At 28.6% G+C, this 20,400-nt stretch carries 14 protein-coding genes; 9 read left to right on the plus strand and 5 right to left on the minus strand.

Annotation, left to right across the window (positions count from 1 at the left end):
• The first annotated feature begins 73 nt into the window (after window positions 1–73).
• Both ACTTBI_RS05025 and ACTTBI_RS05030 read left to right on the plus strand, forming a co-directional pair.
• The gene (locus ACTTBI_RS05025) at window positions 74–1,963 is read left to right on the plus strand and encodes a tetratricopeptide repeat protein (RefSeq protein ID WP_440652939.1); all 1,890 of its coding nucleotides are present in this window, start codon (window positions 74–76) and stop codon (window positions 1,961–1,963) included.
• Window positions 1,956–2,663: a glycosyltransferase gene (locus tag ACTTBI_RS05030; RefSeq protein ID WP_440652940.1), complete on the plus strand. Its 708-nt coding sequence runs from the start codon at window positions 1,956–1,958 to the stop codon at window positions 2,661–2,663. The genes ACTTBI_RS05025 and ACTTBI_RS05030 overlap by 8 nt, the downstream gene beginning before the upstream one ends.
• Here ACTTBI_RS05030 and ACTTBI_RS05035 read toward each other — a convergent pair.
• On the minus strand, window positions 2,652–4,277 hold the full coding sequence (locus ACTTBI_RS05035) for a hypothetical protein (protein ID WP_440652942.1): 1,626 nt from the start codon (window positions 4,275–4,277) through the stop codon (window positions 2,652–2,654). The genes ACTTBI_RS05030 and ACTTBI_RS05035 overlap by 12 nt on opposite strands.
• 67 nt (window positions 4,278–4,344) lie before the next feature.
• Here ACTTBI_RS05035 and ACTTBI_RS05040 point away from each other — a divergent pair, with 67 nt between their 5' ends.
• Window positions 4,345–5,022, plus strand: a complete 678-nt coding sequence (locus ACTTBI_RS05040) for a hypothetical protein (protein ID WP_440652944.1) — start codon at window positions 4,345–4,347, stop codon at window positions 5,020–5,022.
• 9 nt (window positions 5,023–5,031) lie between these two features.
• On the opposite strand, the gene ACTTBI_RS05045 is transcribed toward ACTTBI_RS05040, so the two are convergent.
• Window positions 5,032–5,805 carry a hypothetical protein gene (locus ACTTBI_RS05045; protein ID WP_440652945.1) on the minus strand — a complete coding sequence of 258 codons (774 nt, stop codon included), beginning with the start codon at window positions 5,803–5,805 and terminating at the stop codon, window positions 5,032–5,034.
• A gap of 38 nt (window positions 5,806–5,843) precedes the next feature.
• Between ACTTBI_RS05045 and ACTTBI_RS05050 the strand changes: the two genes are divergently transcribed.
• From ACTTBI_RS05050 to ACTTBI_RS05060, 3 genes are read left to right on the plus strand one after another with little or no spacing between them, the layout of a single operon-like run.
• Window positions 5,844–6,356, plus strand: coding sequence for an STAS domain-containing protein (locus ACTTBI_RS05050; protein ID WP_440652947.1), 513 nt, complete (start codon window positions 5,844–5,846; stop codon window positions 6,354–6,356).
• Entirely contained in the window at window positions 6,357–7,112 is a 756-nt protein-coding gene (locus ACTTBI_RS05055; protein ID WP_440652948.1) for a prepilin peptidase, read from the plus strand.
• Window positions 7,113–7,145: 33 nt separating this feature from the next.
• Entirely contained in the window at window positions 7,146–8,843 is a 1,698-nt protein-coding gene (locus ACTTBI_RS05060; protein ID WP_440652949.1) for a tetratricopeptide repeat protein, read from the plus strand.
• Here the strand turns inward: ACTTBI_RS05060 and ACTTBI_RS05065 are convergent.
• A complete protein-coding gene (locus tag ACTTBI_RS05065) occupies window positions 8,840–9,904 on the minus strand; it encodes a putative zinc-binding metallopeptidase (RefSeq protein ID WP_440652950.1) in 1,065 nt (354 codons plus the stop codon). The two genes, ACTTBI_RS05060 and ACTTBI_RS05065, sit on opposite strands and share 4 nt — an antisense overlap.
• Window positions 9,904–10,536, minus strand: coding sequence for a hypothetical protein (locus tag ACTTBI_RS05070; RefSeq protein ID WP_440652951.1), 633 nt, complete (start codon window positions 10,534–10,536; stop codon window positions 9,904–9,906). Before ACTTBI_RS05070 ends, ACTTBI_RS05065 begins: the two co-directional genes overlap by 1 nt.
• A 51-nt stretch (window positions 10,537–10,587) precedes the next feature.
• Here ACTTBI_RS05070 and ACTTBI_RS05075 point away from each other — a divergent pair, with 51 nt between their 5' ends.
• A complete protein-coding gene (locus ACTTBI_RS05075) occupies window positions 10,588–11,424 on the plus strand; it encodes an AAA family ATPase (protein WP_440652952.1) in 837 nt (278 codons plus the stop codon).
• Here ACTTBI_RS05075 and ACTTBI_RS05080 read toward each other — a convergent pair.
• The gene (locus ACTTBI_RS05080) at window positions 11,421–18,770 is read right to left on the minus strand and encodes an autotransporter-associated beta strand repeat-containing protein (RefSeq protein ID WP_440652954.1); all 7,350 of its coding nucleotides are present in this window, start codon (window positions 18,768–18,770) and stop codon (window positions 11,421–11,423) included. The genes ACTTBI_RS05075 and ACTTBI_RS05080 overlap by 4 nt on opposite strands.
• A gap of 113 nt (window positions 18,771–18,883) precedes the next feature.
• Here ACTTBI_RS05080 and ACTTBI_RS05085 point away from each other — a divergent pair, with 113 nt between their 5' ends.
• Window positions 18,884–19,831 carry a LysR family transcriptional regulator gene (locus ACTTBI_RS05085; RefSeq protein ID WP_440652955.1) on the plus strand — a complete coding sequence of 316 codons (948 nt, stop codon included), beginning with the start codon at window positions 18,884–18,886 and terminating at the stop codon, window positions 19,829–19,831.
• A 17-nt stretch (window positions 19,832–19,848) separates the two neighbouring features.
• Window positions 19,849–20,400: an invasion associated locus B family protein gene (locus ACTTBI_RS05090; protein ID WP_262589719.1), complete on the plus strand. Its 552-nt coding sequence runs from the start codon at window positions 19,849–19,851 to the stop codon at window positions 20,398–20,400.

A 20,400-nucleotide genomic window follows, 5' to 3' on the forward strand; every position in this document is an offset into this window, starting at 1 on the left:
GTCAAAAATTGTTAAATTAATAATTAAATTTATTCCGGTTTAAATTATTTAAAACTTAATTATTAAGAAAAATATGAAGCTAACAAACTCTCAAAATAAAATATTTGAGTATTGTATTTATCTAATTGCATTTGGACTTTTTATATTTTTTTTTAAACACACATTAGATTACGGGAGAACCTATGATGATGATGCTTTACTAGATCAATTCACAAGATCCCCTGGAGATGCAAAACTTATATCTAGTTTTTTATATGCAAAATTTCATTTTTATCCTGTGTATTTTTTAACACATGAATTAGATAATTTTTTAACCTTTTTATTTAACTTTAGTGGGATTGAAATATTAAATACAAAAATAGCTAAATTTACAAATATTTTTTTGCACGTAACAAATAGTTTTTTAGTTTATTTGTTTATAAAGAAAATTTTAAGAATTGAGAGTAATTTAAGAGATAATATTTTAATTTTTCTAAGTTCTTTAATATTTTTATTTCACCCTATTACTTCACAAATTATTTTTAATATAACTACCCGTAATGAAAGTTTAGCATTATTCTTTGGACTTTTAACTTTTATTTATTGTCTAAACAATGCCTATGATAAAAAATTTATTAATTATTTATTTATAGCATTATTATTTTTTCTGTCATTGTGTTCAAAACTAATGACCATCTATTTAGCTGGTTTAATTCCACTAACAATCTTTTTGCTCAATTTTCATCAAATAAATTTAAAAGAAAATTTTAAAAAAAATTTTGATGTTTTTATTCTACTATGTGTAACATTTTTTGTTTACTATTATTTAAGAAGTGTTTTCACTGAGAAAAATGATATTTTTTTCTACGACAGTTTTAATGATTTATTATTTTATTTTTTTACTTCATCAAAATTTTATTTAATTGGATTATTTTATCCTTTTGAACATATTTATGTTTATGCAACAAACTATGACTTAAATTTATCCATTATTTTATTTACCCTCTTTATAATTTATTCAATTTTTGCGACATATTTATTTTTTAATAAGAAAGATCCAATTCTATTAATTACTGTTTTTTGGATCATTGCAAGTTTAACATTGCCTGTTATTTTTGGAATGGTTGATAAAGGTTTTCCACTAATTTCAAATTTAGCTGAGAGATATCAATATTCATCAGTTGTTGCAATTTCAATAATATTTTTTTGGATTTTAAAAAATTTATCTAATCATCTTTACAAAAAAACATTAGCTCTGAGTTTTTACTGTTTAATACTATTTTCTTGTATTTTTATTTTGTATGACAGAAGCAAAGTTTATATTGATAACTATACTTTTATGACTGAAACAGATGAGAAAAGTCCTAAAAATGTTCATAGATATTCATTTTCGGTTCCAATGAGAAATGCTGTAAAAAATAATGACTGGACGGCTTATAAATTTAATCTTTATCAGTTTTATCAATTAAATACTAAATTTGACGAAGTTATATTAGAATTTTTAAGATATTTCATTCACGAAGAAAACGAGGTGGGTATTAAATTTTTTGAAGACGAATTTGAAAAACAATTTAAAGATAAACCTTATGGAATTTTTAAATTAGCAAGATTTTATGTTTTTAATGAAGAATATCAAAAAGCTGAAAATGAAATAAAAAAAATTTTTAAACAATATGATAAAATTAAAAAGCAATTAGAAGCTTCAGGGAAAAAAGTTACATTTTTAGATCCACCAATTGATGACTTATATTTTGAACTTGGAAAAATTAATTTTTATCAAAAAAACTATGACAAAGCCTTAGAAAATTTTAAAACAGCAAATGTAATTAACCCCCTGCACGCAACAGCACTTTACAATGCAGCTATAACGCTTAAAAAACTTGGACTAAATAAAGAGGCTACACAATTATATAAGGATGCTATTGAAATAAATCCTTTTTTAAGAGAAACAGCTAATAATTTAATTGCTAATACAAATGAGTAATGAATTAAGCATAATTGCTCCTGCACTTAATGAAGAAAAAAATATTGAACCTTTAACTTTAAAAATCATTGAGCATACAAAAAAAACTAAATTTGAAATTATTTTCGTTGATGATAATTCAACTGATCAAAGTAAAAAAATACTCTTAAATTTAGCTAAAAAATACAAATTTTTTAATCCAATCTTAAGAAGAAAAAAAAGAGATCTTACCCAATCTTGTTTTGATGGAATTGAAAAAGCTAAATTTAAAAATATTCTTATTTTAGACGCTGATTTACAACATGATCCAAAATATATTCCTCAGATGCTTAAGGAATTTAACAAAGGACAGGATATTGTTATAGGAGTTCGAAAACTAACATCGGGAAAAAATAAAGGTTTATCTGAGACAAGAAGATTTGCTTCAATATTTTTAATATTTTTTTTTAAAATTTTTAATATTCAAACAAAAGATCCAATGAGTGGTTTTTTTCTATTTAAAAAGGATATTTATCTAAAAAACAAGAAAAGATTTTTTGGTAAGGGATTTAAAATCCTAGCTGATATATTAATTAACTCAAAAACAAAATTGAAAGCTAAAGATGTTCCAATAAATTTTAACAGACGTTATGAGAGTGAAAGTAAAATGAATACTAAAATTTTGCTGATATTAATTAATTTTTATATAATTAGTTTGATAAAAAAATTTCTAACCTATTAATTTTTTTGCAATTTCATCAATCATAAACTCATTATGTTTTATCCATTCTCTTGATTTTTTTGAAATTGAATTTTTAACATATTTTTTTGCATCAACTAAATTTGAAAACTTTTTAATTGGTTTTTTAAATTCTTTATTCAAATCTGTTGAGCCAATTTTATCTAAAATACTTTTTATTTCATACTCAGATAATTGTTCTTTTAACAAGTTGAATTGTTTATCCATTTCTTTTTGAATTTTTGGGAAAAACTCTTTTTTTATTTCCTCTGAAATTAATTCGGGATTAAAAGATTTTTGCTCTGGTACTGTATTTCTGGCTTCCATGTTTTTTTGCAATATAGAGTGACTATGTTGCAACTCAGATGAATGATACATCTGCAACATTCTCATATTTTGCATATCCATAATTTTTGACATTTGATCAAATTTATCTTGAAGCTTTTCAGACTCGCTTTTATTTTTTTGTTTTTCTTCAATTTTATTAAACAACTCCGGCTCTATATTTTGAACTTTTTGATTTAACTCTTCAATTTTTTGAGTGGCTTCGTTTCTATAAGTTGAGATGTTGTCTAAAGTCTCATCAATTTTATTATTTAGACTATTTAATGAATTTTCGATTTTTAAATTGTAATCTTTTAAATCATTTATTTTATCTTCAAATCGTTTTTCTAAATTTACATTTTCATTTAATTTTTGAGGATCATTCAATTGTCTAATGCTATCATCTATTTTAGTTGAAATAGAATTGATATTATTTTGGATGTCATCAAATTGATTATTTAAATTACCAATTTGATCCTCTAAATTTGCAAAATTTTTGTTTGCTTCATCCTCATATTTTTCAAACTCTTGGTGGTAACTTTCGTTAATGTTATTAAGTTTATTTTCAATGCTTTCTTCTGATCTGGTAAGTGCCTCAGTTAGTTTTGTATCAAGTTCATCATTAAATTTTTCAGAGAATAGGTTTTTCTGATTTAATAACTCATCTAATTTTTCTGTAAGTTCAGAACTACCTAGATCTAAATCGTTTATTTTTGCATTTAACATCTCCAACTGTTCGTTAGAGAATATTTGAGAACTTTTTACTTCTTCTTTAATTACCTCACCATTTGCAGATTTTTCATAATCAGCTTCTTGAGCATTCACAACAGTTTCTGCAACTTCATCAGTTAAATTAATGATATCATCTACTTCTTCAATTAAATCTATTATTTTTTGATTATTAATGTCAGCAACTTCATCTTTGAGTTCAATAATATTTTCATCAACATTTCCAAAATTAGACAAATCATTATTAGCTTCATCTACTTCGCTTAAATTTTGATCAACAATTTCATTATTAAGAAAAATAATTTTTTCACTATTATTACTTCTTGGAGTTGATTTTGGTTTTGCGGTTGTATCTTGAGACGATGAAACTACAACGGTTTTATCTGTTCCTGTTGATGACATCTTTGCTTCCATGCCATCCTTAAGATCAATTACTTGATCGTTGAAAATTTCCTTGAGTTTTTGCACATAAAGCTGTCTTGATAGTTTAAGTTTTTTATCTTTTAGTAACTCAAGCCTAATTTCATCAAGAGTTTTTTTGATGTAAATTGGAGTTTTTTTCATATAATAAATTTATACGTACGAATCATTTACATTTTATCAAATCTATAAATGATAGTAAAAATTTATAATGTTTGGATTAGGAAAAAATAAATCAAAAACAGTCGAAGACGAATCTATTAAAGATAAATCAAAATTTGTTGTCGTAGGTTTTACCGTAATGATTTTTGCTTTTTTGGCATTTTTGATAGGTGAAATTTACACTTCACTTCAACTTTCTAAGCAAAGCAAACTTTTAGCTAATACAGGGAGTATCCAAGAAGAGTCTGACAAAATCATTATTGAAATGGCTAAAGTTGGTAAAGACGTGAATAAAAGTGAATATGAATACATTAAAGAAATAATGATGTTTATGTCTCCAACTGAATTTCAAAATTTCAAAAATTCTATTTCAGGAATTGCAAGTGAATTTAATGTGCAAATTAATAGCTTAAATGAAAGTCAAGCTGATCCATTAGGTGAGAAATATTCAATTAATTACATTGAGTATCAGTTCTTAAGCACTTTTCAAAACTTAACTTATTTAAAAAACAAAATTGCAGAGAGTGAATTTAAAATAAATATTATCGAGGAAAAAATTTCTAGAGAAAATGCTAACTCTGATAAAGTACTGGCTAATGGAAAAATCGGAGTTTATGTTTTTCCTGGTAAAGAAAAATTATTAAAAGATAAGTCAAAAATAATTGAAATATTTAAGGCTGAAGAAGAAAAATTAGCTGAAAAGGAAAAGCAAGAAACTGAAAATTAAAGTATCTACCTAACTTAGTCCTAAAGGTCCTTTAATATAATCATACATAGGTATTAAAAACTCTAGATACCTTTCCATAAACGGAAATGCCATTCCTACCTGATCTCTAAATGGAACAATTAAAACAGAAAAAACTATTAATAACAATAAAAGTAGATAAGTGAGCAATCTAGCTCTTCTTCCTTTATTTAACTCTTGCTCAGATTGTTCTTGCAGTTGCTGCTCTTTTTCTAAAGATTTTTTTGCCTCTTTAATTCTGTCCTTTTTAAATAATTTTTGAAAAAAATTTAGATTTTTATCTCTATCAACTTTGTATTCATCTAAATTTTTATCCATCTGTTCTTTTGATGGAAGGTCATTTTGATCTTCATCTGTAAATATTTTAAAGTTTGAAATACTCTCTGGGTTTTCTTTTTTTATTTCATCAAAGTTGTCATTTCCAACTTCCTCCTCAGACAATTTATCTTCAGGCGTGGACAATAAATCTTCTGGGTCCTCTAAACTAGATGTTTGATTTACATTTTCAGTTTCTTGTACTTCAGATTGAGTTGTTGCAGCGAAATCATCAATTTCTTTATTTTCTCCAATATCATTCTCATTTTCTATTAAAGAATTTTGCTCTTCATTAAAATTATCCTCTTGATTGATTGGATTGTTACCTTGATCTGGATGATAAAACCATACCTCAGAACATGAGCCACATCTAACTTTTGAGCCCTGTTGTGGCATAACTCCGTCAGCTAACTTAAATTTTTTTTTTCCGCAAATACAGTCGATAATCATATGTTGTAATTTAAAACTAATAATATAAAAAAATACATATGTCTATCGAACAAAAAATTAATGGAAATGTAGGAAAATTGTTTGTTACTGGTGAAGTTGATTTAGATAGTTCACCCGAATTAAGAGATAATATAAAAGATTTAATTGATAATGTTAAGACAATTGAAGTTCAGCTGTCAAAGGTGAACTACATAGACTCTTCAGGAATAGCTGCATTAGTTGAAGGTATGCAACTTTCAAAAAGTAAATCAAAAGAATTTTTTCTAACTGATGTGAGCAATGAGGTCATGAAAGTAATTAAATTAGCTCACTTAGATAAAATTTTTAAAATTAAAAATGTAACTGGTGCAAATGCAGCTGAAGTAAGCTCAGAGCCAGAAACTGTTCAGGAACCTGAGCCTCAAGCAAGTGAGAACGTGGATCTTGCTCCAAACGAAGAACCTCAGCAACAATCTGAGAATGCAGAAACAGAAAACAAAGAAACTGAGGAAACAAACCCTAGCATCAAAAGAGATGATGACGATGGAGATAAAATAAAATTTAAAAGGTAAGTGCTTACCCTTTCTCTGTTTATTATTGGATCAATCTTTGGTAGTTTTTATAATGTCTGTATTTATAGACTTCCTAATGATTTAGATGTTGTCGCAAAACGATCATTTTGCATAATTTGTAAATATAAAATACCTTTTTATCTCAATATTCCGATCATCTCATACATAGCTAATCTTGGTGAATGTAAAAATTGCAAAAGTAAAATAAGTGTAAGTTATCTTATAGTAGAGATTTTAACGGCATGCTTATTTGTCTACGCTTATAGTTTACACGGAATTAGTTTTAAAACTTTAGCTTATATTATTTTTTATTCAGGATTGTTAATAATTTTTTTTACTGATTTAAAATATTATTTAATTTTAGATAAAATCACAATTCCACTTTCTGTTCTTGGGTTAGTTTTTACCTTTTTCAAGTTTAATCCTTTTGATGTGAGTATATTAAGCTCTATCATCGGTGGGATAATTGGTTATTTAATTATTTATATTATTAGATTTTTATTCTTTAAAATTAGAAAAGTTGAAGGCATGGGGTTAGGAGATGCAAAATTATTTTTAATGGTTGGTATTTGGCTTGGAATAAAATCAATTTATTTAATTTTAGCAAGCTCAGCAATTACTGGAGCTATTGTTGGTCTAATTATTATTTATGTTTACAAAAAAGATAAAGATTTTCAAATTCCATATGGGTGTTTTATTGTCATAGCTTCAGCACTATATCCATATCTAGGATCAGTCTTTTATAATTGGATTTAAAGATATATTGTTAGATAACTGATTCGTTTAAAAATGAATAAATCTCTTGTTGCTCAAAACATAAAAAAAAATTATCAATTATTAGACAATAGACAATATGGTCTTGCTGAACAGAATGCATGCAATTTATTAAAACATGATCCTAACAATCATGAGATTTATAATTTAATAGGAGATATTCATTATAAACAAAATAATTTTGATAAATCTATTTGGTATTATCTTTCTTCACTAGATAGAAACTTTGATCGTAAAGCTCTTAATAGATTAGGTACAAATATTTTTTTATTAAATAATAATTCTGCTGCTGAAAAAGTTTTAACAAACCTTTTGGCTCACGACCCTACTTATGTTGATGGTTACTTAAGTTTAGGTCTAGTATATGAACAAAGTAAAAACTTAGAAAAAGCGGTAGAATGTTATAAGGCTGTAATCAAAATAGATCCTAAAGAAATAAAGGCATACTTAAGTCTTGCAACTTTATACAAACAAGATCAAAAATATGATGAAGCGATAAAAGTTTATCAACAAGGCCTTATAAATAATCCAAGTAATCATTTCATTTTAAGTAACCTTGGGAACTTATTCTATCTTCAGCATAAATACGAAGATGCAATAATTTGTCATCAAAGAGCGATTAAGGCTAAACCAGACTCACATGTAGTACATTTCAATTTTGCAAATACTTTACTAAACGCTGGAAAATATTCTGAAGCAATTGAAATGTATAGAAAAACAATTGAACTTAATCCTAACTTTAATAAATCAAAAATTAATTTAGGAACTACTCTTTTATCAATGTCAAATTTTGAAGAAGGTTTTAAAGAATATCATCATAGAATATATGAAGATAAAAATTTTAAATCAGTACTTCATAAAAAAAATTTAATTTGGAATGGTCAAAATATTGAGAATAAAACAATTCTTATTATCGCAGAAAATGGATTGGGTAATACTTTACAATTTTCGAGATATCTTGAAACATTAAGCCAACTAAATTGTAAAATTATATTCCAGTGCCAAGAAGAACTGCATCATTTTTTTGAGGATATGGTTTTTATAGAAGAAATTATTTCTAATGAAAGTGAATATGATGATTATGATTATTGGATACCCTTACAAAATTTAATCTATTTACTTACACCAGATCTTAATAGCAATTGTCCTTTTCCATCACCTCTAAAAATAAATGATAATAAACTTCTGGAATGGGAAACTCTTATCGAAGTAAATGATAATGTGAAAATTGGTTTAAATTGGCAAGGTAGCAGTTTAAATCCTAGAGTTGCTAATAACTCAGTTTCTTTAAATGGTTTTAAGAGCATTGTTAAGAATCCATTAGCTACATTCATAAATTTACAAAAAGGCAACGCTGTTTCAGAAATTGAAAAATTTCAGTTGGAAGAACACATTGTAAATTATGATTTACTGATGGATACAGGATCAAAAAAATTTGTAGATACAGCTGCAATTATAAAATATTTAGATCTAGTTATTACAACTGACACCTCAATTGCCCACTTGGCTGGAACGCTAGGTACTCAAACTTGGTTATTACTTCCAAAAGTTTCTGATTGGCGATGGTTAAATTCTAAAGATGAAACTATTTGGTATGATAATTTTAGAATTTATCGCCAAAAAATACAGGGAGACTGGTCGGATGTATTTTCAAGGGTGGAAAAAGATTGCCAAGAGCTAATTAAAAATATCAGTGATTTAAGAAAATCTTAATTTAATTTTTTCCAAAACTTTTTATCTATTTCTTTAGAAATTCCTTTAAGCCTTGAAATCATTAATTTGGATTTCTTCAATAATATTTCATCTTTAGCAATGGCTTTTTTAAATTCTTTATGTTGAGCTACCATAAAAGCAAATAATTCTGCTTTATCTTCTGCAGAATTATTTCTAGCATAACCTGAAATAAAACCTTCAACAGATGTATCTATTCCAATACCCCCTGTTATTAAATCATTAGAATAATCCACTTTGTTTATTTTTTCCCAAGCTTCATCTAATTGCATTAAAGACAATTTAGAATCGATTATGTGATAAAATTCGTGATGGAACAAAATTCTAATATAATCTTTTTTTGCTTTTGAATTTTTAATTTTATTAACCGCTGACAAGTTCAAATAAAAAACTCCAGGTGATTGATCGACATGTCCTGGTGCCAATCCACCTGGCTCAAATCCTAATGATTTGTCAGTAATTTTTTCACAAATCATTACATATTTTAGTCCTGAATTTTTTAAGAAAGATGCCGGATAAACATTTATTTCTTTTACAAGGTTATTAATAACATCTTTATAATTTGACTTTGTTTGACCACAAAAAAAATCATTTTTGTTTTTAAAGTTTTCAATACTAATTAAGATATCTATCCCTTTTGAAGAAAATTTTTTTTTTGATTTAATATGTTCACCCAAAACTTTTAAACTTGATTTTGAAGTAATATATTTTGCATATCTATTATATTTAGGATTTTTCTTAAGTGTTCTAAATCGCACAAGACATTCAATTTCACCATCACTTTTACAATTTTTTAAAGCTTTTTGATCTAATTCATATTGAGATAACGTCCCCCAGCTAGTGTACAATCTCCCGGAAACAGCTTCGACTATGCTTCCCTTAAATTTTTTATTTGTTTTTCTATTCTCTTTTATCGTGGATATATATTTTTTTACAAATTCTGTTCTTTCCTTGTAAGCTTGTCTTACCTCAGGAGTAATATTACCAGCGTATAATTGATTATGAATAAAGACACTTAGTATGAGAATAGCAAAAATTCTCATTAAACATTTTTGAAAAATTTAATACTAAAACTAGATGATATATCTCTAAATTGTTCATCATAACAAGAAGCAAAGATTTCAATACTATTTTTTTGAGGAGCATCAGTTAATACGAAATTTAAAGAATTATCTTTAGGTTCCTTTTCGATTAAATCATAACTATTAAAATAATCTTTCCATAGAGAAATTTTCTCTTTGCAATTATTTAAGTCACCTTGTCTTTTATTATTAAATGCAATTATTGAATAAACTTGATTTTGAGAATTTGTGTAAAAGTAATAATTGTTAAAATGATTTGATAATTTATTTGGCTCTACTTTAAAACATTTTCCCTCTGCGAGATTGTTTTCGCATTCACCAATTATATTTAATTGATCCCTATTAAGTTCAGCTAAAAAAAACTGATTGAATATTTTCTCTAGCCTATTTTTAGGAAGTACAACTTCTGTATTTTTTGGTTTCAATAATTCAGTAATATTTGAAACATCCAAACCCTCTTTTTCAATGGGTTTTTCATCAAACATTTCTTCTGGCTTTTTTTGTTCTTCTCCAGGTAAATCTCCAGGCTCACCCGAGTACAAAAAAGAAGATGAAAAAAATAAAATTAAAAGTGTTTGAATTATTAGTTTCATTTAAATAAAAAGATCCTAAATTAATTTTTAACTATAATTCAATAGAAATCAATGAATGAAGATCTCGAAAAAAACCTGAACGAAATTAATAGATTGCCTGGATTAAAAAAAGTAAAGGAAGAAGTTAAAAACTTATTGGCTTTTCTTCAAAATTCTAAGGATAGAAAAGAACAGGGTTTAGGTGATGCAATGCCACTTACCTACCACTTAATTTTTTCTGGCAATCCAGGAACGGGGAAAACTACAGTAGCTAGACTTTTGTCTAATATTTACAGGGATCTTGGCATTATTGCTGGAGGAAAACTTATAGAAGTAACCAGAAGTGATCTGGTTGTAGCGGAAAAAGGTAAAACCGCAGAAAGAGCGGCAGAAAAATTTAATCAAGCAATAGACAATGTATTATTTATTGATGAAGCATACACTTTGATAAACAAAGATGACCCCAATGATAATGGTCAAGAAGCAATTGATGAATTACTGAAATTTATGGAAGATTATAGGGATAGATTAATAGTGATTGTAGCTGGATACGAAAATAATATGAAAAAATTCATATCATCAAATGCTGGTCTTGCATCACGTTTTAAGAGAAATATAATTTTTGAAAATTACAATGATTTAGAATTATACCAGATCTTCTTCAAACTCTGTCGAGATAATAAATATATGATTGCAAATGATGCAAGTACTTCAATTAAAAACGCGTGTAATAAAATTATAGAAATAACTGGTGACCAGTATTCTAATGCAAGGGATTTAAGAAGGTTTTTTGAAAATTGTATTCAAATTCAATCTGTAAGATTGAATAAGAAAGAAAATAAAACAAAATTAGATCTAATGATGATAAAAAGAGAAGATATTGAAAATACTATCAATAATTTTTCTTAACTTATAATTCTCGATTTATATCGATAAGTAATAAATCTTCTAATAATTTCATAAAATAGAATGATTAATGCTATGAAAGTTACTATTGGAATGTAACTTAAAATTTTAAGATATCTTGAATATAAAATCTCAATAGCAGATCTTTCGTCCATTTGAATATCATGTAACCTATTTGCGATTAAATGTATTTTTGGATCTTTTAACTGAGAACATTTATCCAATATTTGGTATAATTGTAATTTATCATAATAATTAATTAATCTTGTTAGATTTTTTTCTACCGCATAACAATTTGCAAACAAATTATTATAAACGTCATCTAAAGTTAGATCTCTTTTAGATGAATTTTTCATTTCATTGTTTAAACTGATATAAATTTCCTCAACTTCCTCTTTTGTTGGATTTTCTTTTAAAACTATTTCAATTTTTTTCTCAAAATTTTTAATTTTTTCTTTAACATCTTTTTTAATATCATTGTTTAAATTTTGATCTGGAAAAGTTGCTATGATAGTTTCATCCTTTCCTATTTCATTATCGCTCGATATAACTTCATTACTCTGTTCTAAATCTTTATCAGATTTCATAGGAGGATCTTTCTTTAAAACTACTTTAGTTTGTTCCTCATTATCATTTTGATCCTGATCAGATTTTACTGGGATATCTTTTTTTGCAATCACGCTTGGTATTCTACCTTTTGCAAATTCACCAAAGAATTTTCTAAATGTAATTGAAAAAATATTAGAGCTGATGTCTTCTTTTGTATTTTCTAACAAAAATGCATTAGCCATTAGGCTTGTGTTATTCTCTTTATTAAGAAAATTATACCCTACCCCTAAAGAGTAGTAGTCTTCTTTGTCTCTTGGCAAATCGTGGTTAAAAGTAGAGCCAGATGCAAATCTTGCTTTATTTTCTGTTCCTTCGATAAAGTAGTCTCTAGATACAAAAGCTGCTAATTCCAACTGACTTAATTTATTATCTTTTTCAGAAAAGTTTTTTGATACTGAAATTCCAACCTCAGGTTTGACGATAAAAAGATCTTCATTATCAACTGTTAATGCTAAATCACCACCTGTTTCTTTTGTATCTCCCTTGAAAATATAGCTATAATTTATTTTAGCAGATGGAGATATTTTATAACCATTAAAATCATACTTTGCTATATGCTGAGCTTCTAAATTTAAACCAACATCATAAAAGTCAGATTTATACTTATCATCTACTGAAGTTCCAAATACAGATACATTTCTATTGCTGTTAGTCTTAGATACAAAAGCGCTACCTAATAAATTAAATGCATAATCTTCATCATCTATTTGCTTAAACATTGAGGCATGCATTGAATAAATTTCAGCATCTCCATAACTATCATTATAGGTTGTATCAGTTTTTGAAATTCCAATTGAATAACCATCAAAATTTATATCGTCTTTTTTAAATTGTTCTCCAAATAATATTCCTGTCGTATCAGAATTATATCCTGTGTAGCCTTCACCAATATTATCTCTTTTAGTATTTGTTCCAAAAGTTCTTAAAAATGAAGCCCTATCATCTGACTCGAACCTTTCAAAAAATGATTTATTTTTATTATTTTTTATAAAACCTAAAACAGATACATCGCTATAATCATAGTATTCATTGTATCTTTTCTTATCACCATACAAACCTTGGTCTTGTAATGATGCTAAAGTAAGCTCATTAGCTGTAGAAGTAAAATTAGTTACAAATGTTGTGTTTGAAAGAGACGTTGTATTAGCAACAGCTCTATTAAAATAATTATGATTAGTATTTGATTGAATAGATGATGTTGCAATTACAGTACCTTTTAATTTATCTAATTCTGTATTTACTGAAGAAACTGTTGCGCTATCCAAAACATCTTTTACGTCTTTTAATGTTCCGCTAGTTGCATTGTCAAAAACTTTTGCAATGTCTTTTGATGATGAAACTGTTGTTGTGCAGTTTATGTTACATGTGCTAGCTGCTTCAGTAATTTGTAAAGAAACAGTTTTAGCCGAAGTATCATAGACAATATCCCAAGTAGCATCATTAAGATTACTCTCGTTATTCATTGTCTCTGTTGAAAAAGTTCCATTAAATGTTCCACCACCAGAAGCATCTACAATTGTATGTGTCACATCTGAGTAAGTGGTATCTTCAGGGTATAAAGAAATAGTTCCAGCAAGTTCAGTATTTCCATTAATTACTATCTTGTCTGCTGTTGTCGAATTAAATTCAATGTTTGTAGTGTCATCTGCAGATAGCGTTAGGTTGTCATTTATAGTAAGAGTGCCTATACTATTTCCTGGAGCTAAAGTACCAGCTGTTGATGAAAATGTAACATTACCATCTATAATACCACTACCACTTAGTGTACCTCCTTTAACAATAATATTTCCTTCAGTAATTTTATTTGAGCTATCACTACTTCCTCCTGCAAATAATGTTCCTCCAGCAATATTAATCGTTCCATCAAATGTGTTAGCACCTGTAAGGGTTAATTCTCCAAAACCCGATTTATTAATGGTACCTGATCCTGAAATAACTCCAGATAATGTCTGATTATTTGAAGAGTTAATACCTAAATCTCCAGCATTCGAAATATCACCTGCATAAGATCCTCCGCCCAATTGACTTGTAACCAATAATGTACCTGCTGAAATAGTGGTATCTCCACTATAAGAATTTGTACCTGATAAGGTTAAAATACCATTTCCTACTTTAGTTATAGATCCAGAACCTGAAATAGTACCGCTTAATTCTTGGTCATTTGCATCACCGGTAGTCAAAGTTACAGCGTTAGCAATTTCTATTGTTCCTGCTCCATCTACAGAAGCAATAGTATCACTTACATCAACATCATAAATTGCACCTGAAGCAACAGAAACAGCAGTACTATCTGATAACGATCCTGTAACAGTTAGAGTTCCAGCACTAACTGTCGTAGCGCCTGTGTAAGTATTTGTGCCACTTAAAGTTTGAGTTCCTGATCCCACTTTTGTTAAACCTCCAGAACCTGATATTACACCTGACAAAGTTTTATCATTACTATCTCCAGCAGTTAGTGTTTGAGAACTTGCTATATCAATTGTACCTGCTCCAGCTAATGATGATATAGTATCGCTTGCGTCAACATCATAAGTAGCGCCACTTGAAACCGTTACTGCTGTATTGTTGTCAAGAGTTCCTGTTACAGTTAAAGTTCCAGCACTGATGGTAGTAGTACCATCGTAACCATTTGAGCCAGTTAAAGTTAAGGTTCCACTTCCAGATTTAATTAAATTATAAGTGTTAGACCCATCATCAATTGCTGCCATTGATACAGCACTATCAATGCTAGCAGTGGTATTTCCAGTTAGAGTATTAGTTCCTGAAAAAGTAATTGTATTGCTATCTCCACTATTTCCTAAAGTTATTGAACCCTGTAAATTTAAATTCTCATCAATTGTAAAATCACTTGCATCTGATGTATAAAATTTACCTCCAGTCATTGTTATAGCGCCTGTACCAAAAGCATCATTATTTCCATACTGAATTGCACCAGCAGTCACTGTAGTACCTCCAGAATAAGTACTGCTGTTCTCTGCAAAAAATGTACCAGTCGCTGACATTGTCAAAGTTCCAGAATTCAACACTAAACCACCTGATGGTCTAATTGTTCCATCACCACCTGTAATAGTTAAATCATAATTGTTGGCTCCTGCTGTTAAACGACCACCAAATGTTAAATTTCCGTCATCAATATTTATTGTAGTATCAGAACCAAGAGTAGTAGCACTCCCTGATAATGTTATTGTTCCAGAAGTATTTGCAGCTTGTAAAGCACCACCATTACTTACACCATTTCCATTTAATGTTAAGCTCTCATTAGTAATCGTAATTGCATCAGTTATTTTTAAACTTGCACCATCTGCAACAACTGTTCCTCCACTTGATGACCCTAAAGAATACTGATCAGATATTTCTAGAATACCTGAATTTACTGTAATTGTTCCATCATTCTGATTAGCTCCACCCAAAACTAAAGTACCACTTCCAGATTTAGTTAAATTACCAGAATCTGTAATGATACCATCAAAGGTCATTGTGTTAGATGATGCTACATCAATTGTGCCATTACCAGTTAACGTAATTCCTTTATTTGTACCTAAAGTAAAATCATTTGTAGCACTTAAAGTTCCACCATTAAAAATTATGTTATCTCCATCTGCGCTGCTAGGAGTTGCTCCTAAATTAGCTGAACTTGAAACACTAATAGTTCCATTTGTAATAGTTGTTGAACCAGAATAAGTATTTGTACCTGAAAGAGTTAAAGTTCCACTTCCAGATTTATTTAAAGCACCAGTTCCTGAAATTACACCTGCTAAAGTTTGGTTAGATGATGAATCTACTGTTAAAGTTCCTGAATTTGCAATTGCACCATCATAATTTCCACTTTCTAACTGACCTTGAAGTGTAATGCCCCCTTGGGAAATAGTTGTATCACCAGTATATGTATTTGTTCCACTAAGAGTTAATGTGCCAGTTCCAGTTTTTGCAAGTCCTCCTAATCCTTGAATGACACCTGAGAAAGTTTTGTTTGTAGCATCCCCTGCTGTTAATGTTTGACCACTTGCAATATCAATTGTTCCAGCTCCATCAATAGATTTTATTGTATCACTCGCATCAACATCATAGGTCGCTCCAGATGAAACTGTAATTGCTGTATCGTCAGATAAGGTTCCTGTAACATTTAATGTTCCAGCACTAACTGTGGTTGCACCTGTATATGTATTTGCTCCACTTAAAGTTAAGGTTCCATCACCAGTTTTTGTCAAAGTACCATTGTTACTAATTACACCACCATAAGTTAATGTAGTTGATGCATCAGTATTAATTGTTCCTCCACTACCAACAACTGTTATTCCTTTATTTGATCCTATGGAAAAAGAATTTGTAGTTTGAAGTGTTCCATTATTTAAAACTATATTGGTACTTGCTACAGATCCAGGTGTTGCTCCTAAACTAGATGAGTTTGAAGCAACAACAGTTCCGCCTTCAATTGTTGTTTGGCCACTATAAGTATTTGTTCCAGTTAGTGTAAGTGTTCCTGAACCAGTTTTAGCTAAAATTCCAGTGCCTGAAATTGTTCCAGCTAGAGTTTGGTTAGATGATGAATTGATTTTTAATTGACCAGAATTAGAAATTGCTCCATCATAATTTCCACTTTCTAACTGACCTTGAACGTCTAATGTTCCAGCTGAAATTGTAATATCTCCAGTATTAGTATTTGTTGCACTTAAGGTTAAAGTTCCATCACCTGATTTAGTTAAAGCACCTGAGCCAGTGATAACACCTTGAATATTTGATGTTGTTGACGATGCTGTATTTATTGTTCCAGCACCTGTCATAGTAACTCCTCTATTTGAATCAAAGGTAACTCCTGAGCTTATTATTAGGCCACCACCATTAAAGATTATGTTATCAGCGTCAGCAGTACCGGGTGCAGAGCCAAGATTGTTATCAGCTGAAATACTTAAATTTCCAGCATTAAGGGTAGTATTACCGCTGTAAGAGTTTGTTCCGCTTAAAGTTAATGTTCCTGTACCTGACTTAACAATAGAACTTGTTCCTGTGCTATCTGTAATTACCCCGGCATAAGTAGTATTGGTATCTTGGTCTATTGTTAGAGTTGTATTTTGTAGATCTATTGAACCTGTAGAAGTACCTGTAAGTGAAGCTATAGTGTCACTTGAGCCCATATTTAGAGTTCCCTGAACATCTAAATTTACTGTGTCTGCAAAACCTCCTTCTCCACTTGTAAAGTCTGCTGTTGTATATCTATCAACATCTAAAGTTCCAGTTCCAATAACAAGATCTAAAAACTGATATTCTCTAGCGTTAGTTCCTTCAGCAAGCAATGTGAAGGTGTTGCTACCTAAATTAATTGCAGTAGTAGCAGACCCATTTGAATTACCAAATATAAACTTATTACTTGCATCTGAATTTAAATTAGGTTTGTGCAATACATTCGAGTCCGCAGTTAAAGTTACTGTTCCAGTCAAAGTAGTATTTCTATCATAACTAGATGTTAATGTTGCTGCTGTACCACTGTTTAAATTATTATTCCCAGAACCTGATAAACTTATGTCCATGCTATAGGTTCTTCCAGAATCTGTCCCTGGATAAAAATTTAAAGAACCTCCACTTTGAACAGTAATTGAATTTCCTGAAGCAAAAGCATCATTATTTACAGACGCATTAGCTCCATTTGCAACTATAACATCAAAGGAATATGCATCTGAAGTTCCACTGACAAATATCATTTGACCAGCACTTACTGTTACATCTCCTGATAAATCATGAGTATTAGCAGCACCTAAAGCTAAAATACCTGAACCAGTTTTTGTTAAATTATAATTACCCGTTATATCACCATAATAATTTACCCTAGCACCTGAATTAGTTACTTCAATCGTTGCATTATTATTTGCTAAAGTAATACCTCTATTAGCATGTAGAGTAATTGTACCTGTGTTAGAAAATTTTAAAGTTGCATCAACAATTCTAATATTATCAGAAACTAAACTACCAGGTTCACTTCCTAAACCTCTATCAGTTGCAACCTCTAATATTCCTCCATTTAAAACTGTTTGAGATTGAGTGTTTGTTCCAGTTAACTTTAAAGTACCACTTCCAGATTTAACTACATTACCATTACTAACGATTCCAGATATAGTTGAAGTAACTCCACTTGCAGTATCAAATGTTATATTCTGACCTCCAAGATTTACAGCCCCAGATAAAGTATTATTACTATTTGATGTAACAGTATGTTTGCCTCCAGAAATTGAGGCATCGCCTGACAAAGTTAAGGCACCATTATTTGTTGCATTACCAATAGTTGTTGATGATGTTATGTTTATATCATTACTAATCGAACGAGATGATGTGTTTGAGGATGATATTCCTCCACCCTCTAAACTAATTGTGTTGTTTGCGCTTCCAAACGATCCATTGTTTCCAATTCCAACCAAACCACCTTCTATGGTGAAAGTATTAGAAATAACATTACCAAAATTTGAACTATTTGCGTTTAAAATTAAAGTTCCATTCCCTTGTTTTGTCAAATCATAGCCGTTACTAAGTATTTCTCCGTTAAGAGTATAAACAGCATTATTTGTAATATTGTAAGTTGTGCTTGCTTTTATATCGCCATCTAAATCAAGATTATTATTTTCTACAGTGTCGGTATTTTCATTTATAGTGTTAGCTAAACTTTTGCCGTTAAATGAAAAAATAAATATCAAAAATAAACAGCAAATAAACTTTTTCAAAAAAAGAAATTTTTCATTTAATTCTAACAACATTTAATTTTTGACTTGCACTAATCCAATAAAGTTATTTTGATGCAACTTATGGTATATAATATTAGTTATATATACAATTTGATTAAATATAAAAAAATTCTATAAATACGATTATGAGTAATCAAGAGTTCTTAAACCCTAAGTTTTTAAAGTATTTTATAACAGTAGCAGATACGGGGAGTATTTTATCTGCAAGTTCGAGTTTAAATGTTGCTCAACCTTCAATTACAAGATCTGTACAAATTATTGAAAATAGTTTGGGAAAAAAATTATTTATCAGAACTAAAAAAGGAGTCACTCTAACTAAAGAAGGTGAAATTTTTTACATGAATGCAAAATCAATTTTAGCGTTCAATGATAAAGTTATAGAAAATATAAAATCTATAGAATTTGATGATAAAAGTATAAATAATGATCAAATTACTTTTGGTATTCCAAGTACCCTTACCTATTCCCATAAACAAAATATACTTTGGTTGATTAAAAAAAATAATCCTAAAGTAAGAATAAAAGTTATTGAGAGTGATAGTTTTGAAATGATTAATCTAGTTGAAAAAAATAAAATTGATTTTGCGATAAGTTGTATCAAATTTTCAAATGATAATATTGATAAAGTCAATTTATATGAAGATCCGTTTTGTGTTGCCTTTTATAAGGGGCACCAATTTCAAGATATTAAAGAAGTAAGTATAAATATGGTTCGAAAAGAAAAAAATTATATCTTTAGAAATACTTGCGAATTTTTTTACTATGATTATTTAAAGAATAAAGGTTCCTTCCCAGACTTTAAAGAAATCCAAAAAAATATTAAAAAAAGAAAGCAAGAAAATAATGATAGAGATATTGTTTTTACTGATAGTGACACAACAGCAGCCTCTTGTATTAAAAGTGGTTTAGGGGTCGCAATAATTCCTGAAAGTGTAGCAATTGATCATAAACTTTTATTCACTAGAATAAATAAACCTCAAATGAATAGAGATATTTTATTTATTCAAAATAAAAATAATAAAAAAAATATTAATACAACCAATGAAGCTTTAAAGAATGCTTTATGGTTATAACGACTGGAGATTAAAATATGAGATTATTACTAACTTTTATATTTATATTTGTATTTAATTTAAATTTTACTCATGCAGAACAAAGTGAAGAAAAAGTACCAACTGTTACTACAAAACAGTTTAGAGATTGGACTTTGCGATGTGTTACTGAAAACAAGAAACAAAAATGTGAAATTGTACAATTTTTACAAGTTAAAAATTTAAATCTACAATTTACAGTAGTGTATTCTGAATTTTTAAATAATAAAAATGAGTTAAAGGAATTAATTAATATAATCACACCACTAGGTGTTAATGTTCAAAGACCTGCATCAATAAATTTTCATAAAGGGACTGCAGTTAATTTACCTTTCATAAAATGTGAAGTTGTTGGATGTATAATATCAATTTCAAATGATACTACCGATCCTGCGATAGAGAGTCTTTTTAAACAAATTAAAGAAGCAATGAAAAAATCAATCTACTTTGAAATTTTAGTTGATGGATTTAGAGAAAAGCCATTTTTAATTAAATCTTCATTACAAGGTTTTGAAGATGCACTTACTGAATTTGAAAAACAAAAAAATTAA

Origin of the sequence: Candidatus Pelagibacter sp. HIMB1542, assembly GCF_052047835.1 — a bacterium.
In the GTDB taxonomy this organism is placed as follows: Bacteria; Pseudomonadota; Alphaproteobacteria; order Pelagibacterales; family Pelagibacteraceae; genus Pelagibacter.